Origin of the sequence: Allosphingosinicella sp. (assembly GCF_036387615.1) — a bacterium.
Lineage (GTDB): Bacteria > Pseudomonadota > Alphaproteobacteria > Sphingomonadales > Sphingomonadaceae > Allosphingosinicella.
The window spans coordinates 127,232-140,744 of record NZ_DASVTH010000041.1 but is presented as its reverse complement, the minus strand read 5'-3'; the positions used below and the strand labels follow the sequence as shown (position 1 = coordinate 140,744).

At 64.7% G+C, this 13,513-nt stretch carries 15 protein-coding genes; 8 read left to right on the top strand and 7 right to left on the bottom strand.

Annotated features, from left to right (window positions below; genetic code table 11):
- Positions 1–106: 106 nt before the first annotated feature.
- The 4 genes from VF631_RS09175 to eno form a co-directional block, all read right to left on the bottom strand.
- The gene (locus VF631_RS09175; RefSeq protein WP_431849983.1) at positions 107–1,516 is read right to left on the bottom strand and encodes a pyruvate dehydrogenase complex E1 component subunit beta; all 1,410 of its coding nucleotides are present in this window, start codon (positions 1,514–1,516) and stop codon (positions 107–109) included.
- Complete coding sequence (gene pdhA / locus VF631_RS09170; protein ID WP_431849982.1) at positions 1,516–2,574, bottom strand: pyruvate dehydrogenase (acetyl-transferring) E1 component subunit alpha; 1,059 nt, start codon at positions 2,572–2,574, stop codon at positions 1,516–1,518. Before pdhA ends, VF631_RS09175 begins: the two co-directional genes overlap by 1 nt.
- Before the next feature lie 123 nt (positions 2,575–2,697).
- On the bottom strand, positions 2,698–3,012 hold the full coding sequence (locus tag VF631_RS09165) for an FtsB family cell division protein (RefSeq protein ID WP_431849981.1): 315 nt from the start codon (positions 3,010–3,012) through the stop codon (positions 2,698–2,700).
- Positions 3,013–3,044: 32 nt separating this feature from the next.
- A complete protein-coding gene (eno, locus tag VF631_RS09160; RefSeq protein WP_431849980.1) occupies positions 3,045–4,331 on the bottom strand; it encodes a phosphopyruvate hydratase in 1,287 nt (428 codons plus the stop codon).
- 153 nt (positions 4,332–4,484) lie between these two features.
- Between eno and VF631_RS09155 the strand changes: the two genes are divergently transcribed.
- The 6 genes from VF631_RS09155 (at position 4,485) to VF631_RS09130 (ending at position 7,682) form a co-directional block, all read left to right on the top strand.
- The gene (locus tag VF631_RS09155; RefSeq protein WP_431849979.1) at positions 4,485–5,366 is read left to right on the top strand and encodes a hypothetical protein; all 882 of its coding nucleotides are present in this window, start codon (positions 4,485–4,487) and stop codon (positions 5,364–5,366) included.
- 3 nt (positions 5,367–5,369) lie between these two features.
- Positions 5,370–5,753 carry a phage holin family protein gene (locus VF631_RS09150; RefSeq protein WP_431849978.1) on the top strand — a complete coding sequence of 128 codons (384 nt, stop codon included), beginning with the start codon at positions 5,370–5,372 and terminating at the stop codon, positions 5,751–5,753.
- Positions 5,750–6,184 (top strand): hypothetical protein, encoded by a 435-nt coding sequence (locus VF631_RS09145; protein WP_431849977.1) that lies wholly within the window; start codon positions 5,750–5,752, stop codon positions 6,182–6,184. Before VF631_RS09150 ends, VF631_RS09145 begins: the two co-directional genes overlap by 4 nt.
- Entirely contained in the window at positions 6,181–6,642 is a 462-nt protein-coding gene (locus tag VF631_RS09140) for a hypothetical protein (RefSeq protein ID WP_431849976.1), read from the top strand. The genes VF631_RS09145 and VF631_RS09140 overlap by 4 nt, the downstream gene beginning before the upstream one ends.
- Before the next feature lie 172 nt (positions 6,643–6,814).
- A complete protein-coding gene (locus VF631_RS09135; RefSeq protein WP_431849975.1) occupies positions 6,815–7,393 on the top strand; it encodes an MlaC/ttg2D family ABC transporter substrate-binding protein in 579 nt (192 codons plus the stop codon).
- A gap of 61 nt (positions 7,394–7,454) precedes the next feature.
- Positions 7,455–7,682: a DUF4170 domain-containing protein gene (locus VF631_RS09130; protein ID WP_431849974.1), complete on the top strand. Its 228-nt coding sequence runs from the start codon at positions 7,455–7,457 to the stop codon at positions 7,680–7,682.
- Here the strand turns inward: VF631_RS09130 and VF631_RS09125 are convergent.
- From VF631_RS09125 to carB, 3 genes are all read right to left on the bottom strand, one after another.
- The gene (locus VF631_RS09125) at positions 7,679–8,320 is read right to left on the bottom strand and encodes a rhomboid family intramembrane serine protease (protein WP_431849973.1); all 642 of its coding nucleotides are present in this window, start codon (positions 8,318–8,320) and stop codon (positions 7,679–7,681) included. The genes VF631_RS09130 and VF631_RS09125 overlap by 4 nt on opposite strands.
- Before the next feature lie 35 nt (positions 8,321–8,355).
- Entirely contained in the window at positions 8,356–8,835 is a 480-nt protein-coding gene (gene greA, locus VF631_RS09120) for a transcription elongation factor GreA (protein WP_431849972.1), read from the bottom strand.
- 106 nt (positions 8,836–8,941) lie between these two features.
- On the bottom strand, positions 8,942–12,277 hold the full coding sequence (gene carB / locus VF631_RS09115) for a carbamoyl-phosphate synthase large subunit (protein WP_431849971.1): 3,336 nt from the start codon (positions 12,275–12,277) through the stop codon (positions 8,942–8,944).
- Positions 12,278–12,509: 232 nt separating this feature from the next.
- On the opposite strand from carB, the gene VF631_RS09110 reads away from it, so the two are divergent.
- Positions 12,510–12,926, top strand: a complete 417-nt coding sequence (locus tag VF631_RS09110; RefSeq protein ID WP_431849970.1) for a type II toxin-antitoxin system VapC family toxin — start codon at positions 12,510–12,512, stop codon at positions 12,924–12,926.
- A gap of 161 nt (positions 12,927–13,087) precedes the next feature.
- Positions 13,088–13,438, top strand: coding sequence for an endonuclease domain-containing protein (locus VF631_RS09105; RefSeq protein WP_431850048.1), 351 nt, complete (start codon positions 13,088–13,090; stop codon positions 13,436–13,438).
- Positions 13,439–13,513: the final 75 nt, after the last annotated feature.

Below are 13,513 nucleotides of genomic sequence, written 5' to 3'. Positions count from 1 at the left end.
CTGTACCGTTCGGGCTGAGCTTGTAGAAGCCCACCCCTTCTCTTCAGCTGGAATTAGAAGGAGCGGCCCTCACAAGCTCAGGCCGAACGGAGTTGGTGGGGGCGCTTCAGCGGTAGCAAACCTTCTTCGCCGCCTCGACCACATCCGCCACCTTGATCAGCGCGAGCTTCTCGAGATTGGCGGCATAAGGCAGCGGCACGTCGACATTGGTTACTCGCATCACGGGCGCGTCGAGATCGTCGAAGCCCTCCTCCATCGCGATCGCCATCAGCTCGGAGGAGATGGAGCAGACCGGCCAGCCTTCCTCGACGCAGACCATCCGGTTGGTCTTGGCGAGGGAGTGCAGCACGGTTTCCCGGTCAAGCGGACGCAGGGTGCGAAGGTCAATGACCTCGGCTTCGATCCCCTGCTCCGCGAGCTGGGTAGCTGCGTCCAGGGCAACCCCGACACCGATCGAATAGCTGACCAGCGTCACGTCCTTGCCTTCCCGCACGACCCTCGCCTTGCCGATCGGCAGGACATAGTCGTCGAGCTTGGGGACGTCGAAGCTCTGGCCGTAGAGCAGCTCGTTCTCGAGGAACACGACCGGGTCCTCGGACCGAATCGCCGCCTTGAGCAGGCCCTTGGCGTCCGCCGCGGAATAAGGCGCGATCACGATCAGGCCCGGTACATTGGCATACCAGGGGCCGAAATTCTGGCTGTGCTGGGCCGCGACGCGGCTCGCCGCGCCATTCGGCCCGCGGAACACGATCGGGCAGCGCATCTGGCCGCCGGACATGTAGTTCGTCTTCGCGGCCGAGTTGATGATGTGGTCAATCGCCTGCAGGGCGAAGTTGAACGTCATGAACTCGATGATCGGCTTGAGGCCGCCCATCGCCGCGCCCGAGCCGACGCCGGCGAAGCCATATTCCGTGATCGGCGTGTCGATCACGCGGCGGGCGCCGAACTCGTCGAGCAGCCCCTGCGTCACCTTGTACGCGCCCTGATATTCGGCGACTTCCTCGCCCATCACGAAGACGCGATCGTCGGCGCGCATCTCCTCCGCCATCGCGTCGCGCAGGGCCTCGCGCACCGTGGTGCGCACCATCTCGGTCCCAGCGGGCACCTCCGGCTCCACCTTGAGGCTGGCGGGCTCCTGCCCGGGCTTTGCATGAGCCTGCACCGTCGCCTGTTGCGCCTGGGCTTCCTCAGCCGGAGTAGCGGCGATCGCCGCCGCATTCTGCTCGGCGGAAGCAACATCGCGCGCGCCGCCCGCAACGCCGTCCGCCTGCTCGCCTTCGCCGGCCAGGATCGCGATCACGGTGCCGACCTTCACCTCGTCAGTGCCCTCCGCGATCAGAATCTTGGCGACTGTGCCTTCATCGATCGCTTCGAATTCCATCGTGGCCTTGTCGGTCTCGATCTCGGCCAGGACGGTGCCGGAGGTGACGGCATCCCCTTCCTTCACCAGCCATTTGGCCAGTGTGCCCTCCTCCATCGTGGGCGAGAGCGCGGGCATCTTGAGTTCGATCGGCATCAGTAGGTCTCGACCAGCACGTCGGTGTAGAGTTCTTGCGGACCGGGTTCGGGCATCTGCTCCGCGAAGTCGGCGGCTTCGGTCACGATCTGACGGATCTGCTTGTCGATCGCCTTCAGCTCGTCCTCGCCAGCCCCCAGCGCTTCAAGGTCGCGCTTGGCAGCCTCAATCGGATCCGACTTGTCGCGGACCGCCTGGACCTCGTCACGCGAGCGGTATTTCGCCGGGTCGGACATGGAGTGGCCGCGGTACCGATAGGTCTTGAGCTCGAGCAGCACCGGTCCCTTGCCCGACCGCACCCATTCGATCGCGGTATTCGCAGCGCCGCGCACCGCGAGCACGTCCATGCCGTCGACCTGGATGCCCGGGATGCGGAAGCTGTCGCCGCGCTTGTAGAGCTGGTCCTCGGCCGACGCGCGATTGACGCTGGTACCCATCGCGTACTGGTTGTTCTCGATCACATAGATGATCGGCAGCTTCCAGAGCTCCGCCATGTTGAAGCTCTCATAGACCTGGCCCTGGTTGGCCGCCCCGTCGCCGAAATAGGCGAGGCACACACCCCCGTCGCCCGCATATTTGTGCTTGAAAGCGAGACCGGTGCCGAGGCTCACCTGCGCGCCGACGATGCCGTGGCCGCCGTAGAAGCGATGCTCGACGCTGAACATGTGCATCGATCCGCCCTTGCCCCTGGAGATGCCGGCCTGGCGCCCCGTCAGCTCGGCCATGATCACCTTGGGATCGATTCCATAAGCAAGCATGTGGCCATGGTCGCGGTAACCGGTAATCACGCTGTCCTTGCCGATCTCCAGTGCGGACTGCAGCCCGACCGCCACTGCTTCCTGACCGATATAGAGGTGGCAGAAGCCGCCGATCAGACCGAGGCCGTAAAGCTGGCCCGCGCGTTCCTCGAAGCGTCGGATGAGCAGCATCTGGCGATAATATTCGAGCAGCTCTTCGCGGCTCGCCTGGTGGCGCTGCGGCTCCGGCGGACGTTCGCGGTTGGGCGTCGCCGGCGGGGCGGACGGGGCTGAGGCTTGGGATGCCGATGCTTTGGCCACGGTGGTCGTGTCCTTGGGGCTGGGAGGTCGGGCGGCTCTATGGCGAGAAAGCCGGAGCGGCGCAACGGGCCTCAGCCGACAGGGAAGTCAGCATAGCGAAACGGCAGACCGCGCTTGCGCGGCTTACTGCTCGATCGGGATGATCACTTCGTCCGGGCGAACAAGGCCGAGTTCGCTGCGGATCATCTCGTCCGCCAGGTCCGGATCGGCCTTGCGAGGGTCGAGCAACTTGGCCCGATGCGCAAGCCGCCCGCGCTCCTCCTGGAGGTGGGCAAGCTCAACGGAGCGTTCGGCCTTTGATCGGCGATAATCGCCCCAGCTCAGGATGCCGTTTGAGCCAACCACCGCGTATCCCAGGAAATTCGCGATGATCAGAAAGCCAAGCGCGGGCAAGGCCGCGCGCTTGATCACGTTGAATGAGTTTGCTGCCCCCGCCATGAGGTTAATAGAATCAGCAAAACGCTTCGGGATCAAGAGCTTTTAGAGCCAATTGCGGCTCGCCCGGCAAATTTAGCGGCTGAACCGAGTTCTTCCTCGATCCGGATGAGCTGATTATACTTGGCTAGCCGGTCGGAACGGGCGAGGCTGCCCGTCTTGATCTGCCCGCAATTAGTGGCGACGGCCAGGTCGGCGATCGTGGTGTCCTCCGTTTCGCCCGAGCGGTGCGACATGACGGCGGTGTAGCGGGCGCGCTGCGCAGCCGAGACCGCTTCGAGCGTCTCCGTGAGCGTGCCGATCTGGTTGACCTTGATCAGAATCGAATTGGCGATGCCGCGCTCGATGCCCTGGGCGAGGCGCTTGGGATTGGTCACGAACAGATCGTCACCGACCAGCTGGATCTTGCCGCCGATCTCGTCCGTGAGCAGCTTCCACCCGTCCCAGTCGTCCTCTGACATGCCATCCTCGATCGAGGCGATCGGGTAGGCGGAGGCGAGCTCGGCGAGGAACGAGACCATCTCGGGCGGCGAGAAAGTCCGCCCCTCCCCTTCCATGCGATATGCGCCGTCGCTGAAATATTCGGTGGCGGCGCAGTCGAGCGCCAGCACCACATCATCGCCCGGCCGATAGCCGGCCTGCTCGACCGACTTCATGATGAAGTCGAGGGCGTCGTGGGTCGAGGCGAGCGCCGGCGCGAACCCGCCCTCATCACCCACCGCGGTCGACAGCCCGGACTCCGATAGCCTCTTCTTCAGCGTGTGGAAGATTTCGGCCCCGCAGCGTACCGCTTCCGTGAGGCTTTCCGCGCCGACCGGAACGATCATGAATTCCTGGAAGTCGATCGCGTTGTCAGCATGCTGGCCGCCGTTGATGATGTTCATCATCGGCACCGGCAGCAATTGCGCGGAAACGCCCCCGACATAACGGTAGAGCGGCAGCCCACGGGCATCCGCAGCCGCCTTCGCCGCCGCGAGGCTCACACCGAGAATGGCATTGGCCCCGAGCCGGCTTTTGTTCTCCGTTCCATCAAGCTGGATGAGCGCGGCGTCGATCTCGCTCTGGTCCTCGGCCTCCATGCCGAGAATCGCGCCGGCAATCTCCCCCCGCACCGCCTCGACGGCTTGCGTGACCCCCTTCCCGCCGTAGCGGCTCTTGTCCCCGTCGCGCTTCTCGACCGCCTCGTGCGCGCCGGTCGACGCGCCGGAAGGCACCGCCGCGCGGCCCATGCTGCCATCCTCCAGCAGCACCTCGACCTCCACCGTCGGGTTGCCGCGGCTGTCGAGGATCTGGCGGGCGTGCACGTCGATGATCGCGGTCATGGGGCGCCTTTCGGGAGAGGATGCTGCAATGCGGCATGTCGTCTATCGGCCGCCCCGGCGAGGCGCAACTTTCCTTTCCGGATACGGAACGGAAGTCGAGCGACATGTGTTTCGGGACCAAGCATCCAGTTTAACTTGTATGGAGGACGATTCATGCCCCCGCGCGACCAAGAACTTCCCGAAGGCACGGACGCCATTATCAACGGCGCGATGGAAACCGGAGCCGGAGCTGGCGCAAGCACCGGCTCGAGCGCCGGCACCGGTACTGCAGGCGGCTTCGGCGGCACCGGCTCCGGCGGGACCACCCCCGGCGGCAGCGCCGACTTCTCCGGGGCGAGCACGACGGGAGGCGGCGGCTTCATCGGCGGCGCCAGCAGCGACACGGGCGGTTTTGCATCAACTGGAGGTTCGAGCTCCAGCACGGGCGCAGCCGCGTTCGGCGGGGGTTCGGGCGGCTCGGGCGGCTCGGGCGGCTCGGGCGCAAGCGGCGGCGGGACCACCGGTGCAAGCGGCGGCTCCACGAGCGGCTTTGGCGGCGATGCCGCGCAGAAGATGGTGGATCAGGTGCGCGGCCAAGTTGGCACCCTGAAGGGCCAGGCGACCGACAAGGTTCGTCAATTTGCCGACACCGGAAAAGACCGTGCGACGACGGCTCTGAGCGACTTCGCCGAAGTGGTGAACGACGCAGCGCGCTCCGTCGACGAGAAACTTGGGGCCGAATATGGCGCATACGCCCATCGTGCGGCGGACGCGGTGACCTCCCTCGTCGACGGCCTGCGCTCGCGTAGCGTCGATGATCTCTTGGAAGACACCCGCAACGCTGTTCGCAAGAGCCCGGGCGTGGCGATCGCCTCGGCCGCCCTGGTCGGCTTCGCGTTGATGCGAGTGGTGAAGGCCGGATTGCCGGAAAAGAACGAAGTTGAGTTCCAGCCGGATCAGAGCCTCACCGGCCCCGACACGGACCGCAATTCCGGAGCGATCGCCACGGGAAGTGCGACGCAGGCGCCCTCCGTCGCTTCAACCACGGGGGTCTGAGCCTTGGACGCCCGGGTGCACAATCCGGCTGAGACCTCGATCGGCGATCTGTTTCACCAACTGGTCAATGACGGGCGCAATCTGGTTGGCGCCGAGGTCAATCTGTACAAGCAGATTGCCCTCTACAGAGCTGGAAAGGCGAAGGGGGGGCTCGTTGCCCTCGTCGCCGGCGGGCTGCTCGCCTATGCCGGCCTGATCGCCTTGCTCGTCGGCCTGGTGATCGGCCTTGCCGACCTCATCGGGCCGGTCTTCGGAGGCCTGGTCGTCTTCGCCGTCACCGGCCTGATCGCCTTTCTGCTGTTCCGCTATGGCGCCGGCAAGATGTCGGCCCTCTCCGGGGATGGCGACGAAAAGGCGGCGCTGCGGGCCGGGGAGAGCCGGGCATGAGCAAGGCGCCGAAACCCGAGCTCGAGCTGGAGCGCGCTCAATTCGAGGTGGAACAGGCCAAGAAGCAGTTTTCCTCGACTTTGGGCGGACTGCAATATCGGCTCAGCCCGAAGACCCTGGCGAACAACGCCTTCGAGGGCGTACGCGATAAGGGCACCAACATGGCGAGCGATGCCAAGCTCGCGGTCAACGGCATCGCCGATGAAGCGATGACGGCCGTGAAGGAGCGGCCCGGCATAGCTTCCGGGGTCGCCGCTGCGCTGTTGATCTTCTTGGCGCGCGAGCCGCTGTGGCGGTTGGTGAGCAAGCCATTTCGGCACGAGGAGGATACCAGCGACCTCGTGATGGCGGATCTCGAAGCGACGGACGAAAAATACGACCTCACCGCACCCACGGTTGAACGGTCCAAACCTGAAGGAGTAAGCGCATGACGAAGACCGACGGCAAACAGACCAACGGCACCGGCACGGCTGAAGCCGGTACGGGAGACAGCGGCCGTCTCTCGGCTGTGACCGGAAAAGTGCGAACGTCGGCAAGCGACGCCTACAGTTCGGCGCGCGAGAAGACCAGTGCCGCCTATGGCACCGCCCGCGAAAAGGCGGCGCGTGCCAGCCAGGCGACGGCGCAAGGTGTCGAGTCCTACCCGGTGGTCGCGATTGCCGGCGGCCTAGCGGTTGGCGCCCTGTTGGCCGCGGTTCTCCCTCGGACTCAGCGCGAGCAGGAGGTCATTGGCCCCTATGGCCAGAAGCTCACCGACGCCGCGCGCGAGGCGGCCCACAGCGCCGCGGAAGCGGGCCGTGAGCAGGCCAACCAGATCCCCGCCAAGGCGATGCAGAAGATCGGCGAAGCTGTCGTGGAGGCCGTGACGACGAGCGGCAACGCTCAATAATTCGCGCTTTTCCCTTGGCGCGATGCCGCCCGTTGGCTTCTTCGCCTCTGGGCGGCAGTGCATGATGGGCTGGCAATCCGAACAGGCTCCCCTAAGTTCCTCGGACGCAATCCGGGGAACTTAGTCTGTCTCCGGCGCTCGCCCGCTCGTTTTTGTGAAAGGTGCGTACCTCATGACCATCGCTCGATATGTACTTGCGGCAATCCCGATCGGCCTCATCGCCGCAGCCCCTGCCGAAGCGCAGATCGACAATCGCGACCCGGCCCGCTTTGTTCAAACACTGGCGCAGACGGGCTTCTCGTCGCTGAAAGGTCCGCGCGCCGCGGCTCGCGGCAAATTCCGGTCCATCCTTGCCCAGCATTTCGCGGTGGATGCGATCGGCGAAAATCTGATCCGGCGTTGGCGCCCCCGCATCAGCCAAGCCCAATATGCCCAATATCGCGCGGCCTTCCCGAACTTCATCATCGGCACCTATGCCGACCGACTGTACGACTATGCGGATGCGGGCCTGAAGGTCGTGCGCGTCCAGAACCAGGGCGCAAACGCGGCGGTGCTGACGCAGGTGACCAAGCCTGGCGGCCGGGCGGCACCCGTGATCTGGACGCTGACACGGGTCGGCACCGGCTACAAAGTGCAGAACCTGACGGTGAGCGGCGTGAACCTCGCGGTGGCGCAGGGCGCGGACTTCGACAGCTATATCCAGCGCAACGGCTTCGACAGGCTGGTCCAGTTCATGCGCAGCCGCGGCTGAGGCTTGTCTCGGCGCGTCAGCCTGCTAGGCGCTCGCCCGATCCTTTTGGCAGAGGCTGGTGATGAGCAAGATGCACCTGGTATTCGGCGGTCGCGTGAGTGATCCGCAAGGGCTTGATTTCGTAGATCTCGACCAGGTTCATCTGGTCGGACTTTTCCCGGATTATGCGAGCGCGCTCGACGCCTGGCGTTCGAATGCGCAGCGAACCGTGGACGACGCCGAGATGAAGTACGTGGTCGTGCACCTTCACCGACTCCTCGAACCCGGTCTGGACGAGGATGAATCCTAGGCGTTCCGGTAGCGCAGGATCAACAGCGGCTTGGCGAGCGCCAGGCCAGCCAAGAACCCGCCAACATGAGCGGCGACCGCGATCCGCGCGCCCTGCGTTTCGAATGTAAGGCCGACCAGCAGTTGCAGGAGCACCCAGGCCGCGGCCAGCCATAGCGCATTGAGCAACAAGGCAAGCCGCGGATCGGCGACCTTCACCCGGTTGCGCCCGAACATGATCGCGTAGGCGCCGAGCACGGCTGAGATCGATCCGCTCGCGCCCACCATCGGCGCGATGTCATTCGGACCCGTCGCATAATGAGCCGCGGCGGCCGCGTAGGCGCCGACGGCGTACAGTATCAACAGCCCTCGGGTGCCGAGTATATTCTCGACCGAACGACCGCAAAAGAGCAGCATCAGCAGATTCATGAGCAGGTGCGCGATGCCTGCATGGGCAAGCGTGGCCGTGAGCGGAGTGAGCCAGATCGGTGCAAGCAGGGCGTCAACATCGGCGCCCGAGAGCCGCGCAGGGATGAACCCCGCCCAGAGCACGATCCACTCGCTGCGCCCGAGCACAGAAGCCAACAGCCACGCCGCCGCAGTCACAGCTGCGAGGATGAGGGTGCCGCGCGCCCTGCTCCAGCTTTCGGGTGGGCGCATGCCGAGCGTCCGTTCCGCCGCTCAGCCGGCGGGGCTCAGATGAACTCGACCTTCTCTATCGAGTAATATTTGTCTCCGGACGGCGCCGACACTTCGACCTCTTCGCCGACCATGCGGCCGATCAGCGCGCGTCCGAGCGGGGACGAGTAGCTGATCCGCCCAATCTTTGCGTCCGCCTCCGTCTGGCCGACAACCTGATATTTGATCGGCTTGTCAGTCTCGTCGAGCAGATGAACGGTCGCGCCGAAGACAACCTTGTCGCCCGACAGCGTGGTCGGATCGATCACCATCGCGCGGCTCAGCCGATCATCGATCTCCGCGATCTGCGCCTCGACATGACCCTGGCGCTCCTTCGCAGCGTGATATTCGGCGTTCTCCGAAAGATCGCCATGCGCGCGCGCTTCCTCGATCGCCTCGACGATCGACGGCCGTTCGACCATCTTCAGGTGGCGGACCTCACGCTGCAGCCTTTCATAGCCTTCTGCCAGCATCGGCATCTTGTCGACTGTCGCCATCGATATACGTTCCTAAAACTGCTGGCCTGAAACTTCTTGGCCTCAAACCGAATTGATAGCGGCCACTGACAAGAGACCGCTAGAGCTCTGTTTCGGCTGTCGGAAATTACGCTCTGGAGGCGTAATAATAATCCTGAAGCGAGCGAACTTCAAGATGGTTGCTCCGCTGTGCCCCGATCGCGCGGACGACCGCCGCGCTCGACGCAGCCGTCGTGAAGTAGGGAACCTTCGCCATCAGCGCCGACGCACGGATCGAGGCCGAGTCCTTGTGGCTTTGCCAGCCCTCGGTGGTGTTGAAGATGAGGTCCACCTCGCCGTCCTTGATCTTGTCGACAATGTGCGGGCGCCCTTGCGCGACCTTGTTGACCCGGGCAACCTCGATCCCCTGGCTGCGCAGGTAATCGGCGGTGCCGCCAGTCGCGATCACGCTGAAGCCGAATTCGGCTAAGGCTCGCACTGGCGGCGCGATCAGGCCCTTGTCGCTGTCTTTGACGGAGACGAACAAGGTGCCGCCGTCCGGCATCTTGACCCCCGCGCCAAGCTCGGCCTTTAAATAGGCTTTCGCGAAATCATCCGATATCCCCATCACTTCGCCGGTCGACTTCATCTCCGGCGAGAGCACCGGATCGACGCCCGGAAAGCGTGCGAATGGGAACACCGCTTCCTTGACGGCGATGTGCGCGATGTCGCGGTGGATCGGGAGGAAGCGCATCAGCGGCTCGCCCGCCATGACGCGGGCGGCGATCTTTGCGATGGGCGTGCCGATCGCCTTGGCGACGAAGGGCACGGTCCGGCTGGCCCGCGGATTGACCTCGATCAGGTAGACCAGCTCGCCTTTGACCGCGAACTGCACGTTCATGAGCCCGACCACGCCGAGCGCGAGCGCGAGCTGCCGGGTCTGCCGCTCGATCTCGGCGACGGTCTCAGCAGGGAGGCTGTACGGCGGAATTGAGCAGGCGCTGTCCCCGGAATGGACGCCCGCTTCCTGGATATGCTGCATGACACCCGCGATACAGACGTCTTTGCCGTCCGAAATGGCGTCGACATCGACCTCGATCGCGTCGCGCAGATATTGATCGATCAGCACCGGACTGTCGCCCGACACCTGCACGGCGGTGACGATATAGTCATCGAGCTGCGCTGGGCCGTCGACGATCTCCATCGCCCGCCCGCCGAGCACGTAGCTTGGCCGGGTCAGCACCGGGTAGCCGATCCGCTCGGCCACCGCGATCGCCTCCTCGCGGCTGCGGGCGAGGCCATGTTCGGGCTGCCGAAGCCCTAGGCGGTGGACGAGGCCGGCGAAGCGCTCGCGGTCTTCCGCCAGGTCAATTGCGTCGGGTGAAGTGCCGAGGATCGGGATGCCCGCTTTCTCGAGCGCCGCCGCAAGCTTGAGCGGGGTCTGACCGCCGAGCTGAACGATAACCCCGACCAGTTCGCCGCGAGACATCTCGACATGCAGCACTTCGAGCACATCCTCGACCGTAAGCGGCTCGAAGTAGAGCCGGTCGGACGTGTCGTAATCGGTGCTCACCGTTTCCGGATTGCAGTTGATCATGATCGTCTCGAAGCCCGCCTCGCGCAGTGCATAGGCGGCGTGGCAGCAGCAATAATCGAACTCGATCCCCTGCCCGATCCGGTTCGGCCCGCCGCCGAGAATCACGATCTTGCGCGCGTCGGTGGGCTGACTCTCATCCTCCGGCTCGCCGAAGCTCGGCGCCTCGTAGGTCGAATACATGTAGGGCGTGTTGGCCGCGAACTCGGCCGCGACCGTGTCGATCCGCTTGAACACCGGACGGACGCCGAGCCGGTGACGAAGCTCCCGCACCTCGTCCTCCGTCGTTGCGCCGACCATTGCCCGCACCGCGTCGTGGAGCAGCCCGCGGCCACGGGCGCGGACCTTGTGCGCGCCGCCGCGAATGCCGGCGGACTTGAGCGCCAGCTCGGCAATGCGCCGGTCGGAAAAGCCCATCGCCTTGAACCGGCGCATCGCGGCGGCATCGTTGGGCGCGCCGTTCCGCGTCAGCTCGTCCTCCGCCGCGACGATCTCGGCGATCCGCTCCAGGAACCAGGGATCGTATTTGGCGATCGCGTGGACCTCGGCGACGGTGAAGCCTTCGCGCAGCGCCTGCGCAGCAACCAACAGCCGGTCCGGCGTCGGCCGCGCCAGCGCCGCCTCGATCTCCGCCCGCGGCGCGCCGTAGAGCGGCTTGACACCGTCGAGCCCGATCAACCCAGTCTCAAGCCCACGCAGCGCCTTTTGCAGGCTTTCGCCAAACGAGCGGCCGATCGCCATCACCTCACCGACCGACTTCATCGCCGTTGAAAGCAGCGGCTCCGAGCCTTTGAATTTCTCGAACGTGAAACGCGGGATCTTGGTGACGACATAGTCGATCGTCGGCTCGAAGCTGGCCGGCGTCACGCCCGTGATGTCGTTCTGGATCTCATCGAGCGTATAGCCGACCGCCAGCTTGGCCGCGACCTTGGCGATCGGAAAGCCGGTCGCCTTGGACGCCAGCGCCGACGAGCGCGACACGCGCGGGTTCATCTCGATCACGACCAGCCGCCCATTGGCCGGATTGACCGCGAACTGGACGTTCGAGCCGCCCGTCTCCACCCCGATCTCGCGCAGGCAAGCGATGCTCGCATTGCGCATGATCTGATATTCCTTGTCGGTCAGCGTCAGCGCCGGCGCGACGGTGATGCTGTCGCCGGTGTGGATGCCCATCGGATCGACATTCTCGATCGCGCAGATAATGATGGCGTTGTCGGCGCGGTCGCGCACCACCTCCATCTCATATTCCTTCCACCCCAGCACCGACTCCTCGATCAGCACTTCGGTGGTCGGGGAGGCGTCGAGCCCGCCCGTCACGATCGCGACGAACTCCTCGCGATTATAAGCGATGCCGCCGCCCGTCCCGCCGAGCGTGAAGCTCGGCCGGATGATCGCCGGTAGCCCGGTCGTCTCAAGCGCCTGCACCGCCTCGTCCAGGCTGTGCGCGATCGCCGAGCGTGGGCTCTCCAGCCCGATCTTGCTCATCGCGTCGCGAAACTTGAGCCGGTCCTCCGCCTTCTCGATCGCCTCCGCGTCGGCCCCGATCATCTGGACGCCGAATTTCTCCAGCGTCCCGTCCTTGAACAGCGCCAGCGCGGTATTCAGCGCCGTCTGCCCGCCCATCGTTGGCAGCACCGCGTCGGGCCGCTCCTTGGCGATGATCGCGGCGACATATTCGGGCGTGATCGGCTCGATATAGGTCGCGTCCGCCAGCTCCGGATCGGTCATGATCGTCGCCGGGTTCGAATTAACCAGGACGATCCGATACCCCTCCGCCTTCAGCGTCTTCGCCGCCTGCGTCCCCGAATAATCAAACTCCGCCGCCTGCCCGATGACGATCGGGCCGGCGCCGATGATGAGGATGGAGGAGATGTCGGTGCGGCGGGGCATTGGCGGTCAGACAGCCTTTCTGTTAGGAAGGCGCGTTGTTGGAGAAGCGCTTCGATGGACAAACCCGACCTCGAAAGACCTCGACCTGCCGGCGAGTCCGACGTGGAGGGCCTGTCCGGCGCCACGCAACCGAAGAGCTGGGTGGACGAGCTTATCGCGATGACACGGCCCGGCTTGGACATGGAGTTGCCTGATCGCGCCTTCCTCCCGAGAGTCCCGCCATACGGCTTCGATGATTTTAGTTGATACGAACGTATTCAGCGAGTTGCAGAAGACCACGCCCGACCCAAAAGTTGTGGATTGGCTTCGCGCGCACGACGAAGTGACGCTTCTGTCCACCGTCGTCATTGCCGAAATCCAGCTTGGCATTTGCCTGACGCCTGGAGCAGGCAAGCGTAAACTACTGGCTGCGTGGCTTGGGCGGCTGATCGCAAAGCACCAAGGAAGTCGAACCTTGGTTTTCGATACCGAAGCCGCCTTGAAGTATGGCGAGATCGTCGCTCCGATCCAGCGTGAGATGCGATCTGCCGGAGTTCACGACGGGCAGATCGCCGCGCAGGCCATGACGTTCGGTTGCGCTGTTGCGACGCGAAACGCGAAGCACTTCCAACATCCGGGCCTTGAGCTGATTGACCCTTGGACCACCTGATTACACGCGTCCCCGAGTAACCGAACTCCGCCGCCTGCCCGATGACGATCGGGCCGGCGCCAATGATGAGGATGGAGGAGATGTCTCTTCTTTTAGGCACGGAGCGGGTAACCTGAAGCCCTCTGCCCAGCGGGGAGAGGGTTGGGTGAGGGGGTTCTGAGCTGACCAGAAAGCGCCTGACGCCACTTGCTCGCAAGCTGCGGCGCGACATGACCGATGCGGAAGTTCTCCTCTGGTCCCGGCTGCGCGGGAGTCAGCTCGGCGCCAAGTTCACCAAGCAGTTCCCGATCGGAGATGCAGTCGGCGATTTCGCCTGCCGAAGCGCCAAGATCGTCGTGGAGCTCGATGGCGGCCAGCACGCCCTCGCAGCGGAGGCGGATGCCGATCGCACCCGACTGATCGAAGCGCATGGCTACACCGTCATCCGCTTCTGGAACTCGGAGGTGATGAGCAACATCGACGGCGTGCTCGAAACCATCCTCCACCACCTCCGCATCGCTCGGGGTCAATAAATCCTCCCCTGTGCGGGGGCGGGTTGGGTGGGGGCGTACGACGCCTGTGCTCAAACTCGAAAGCCGAAGCCCCTC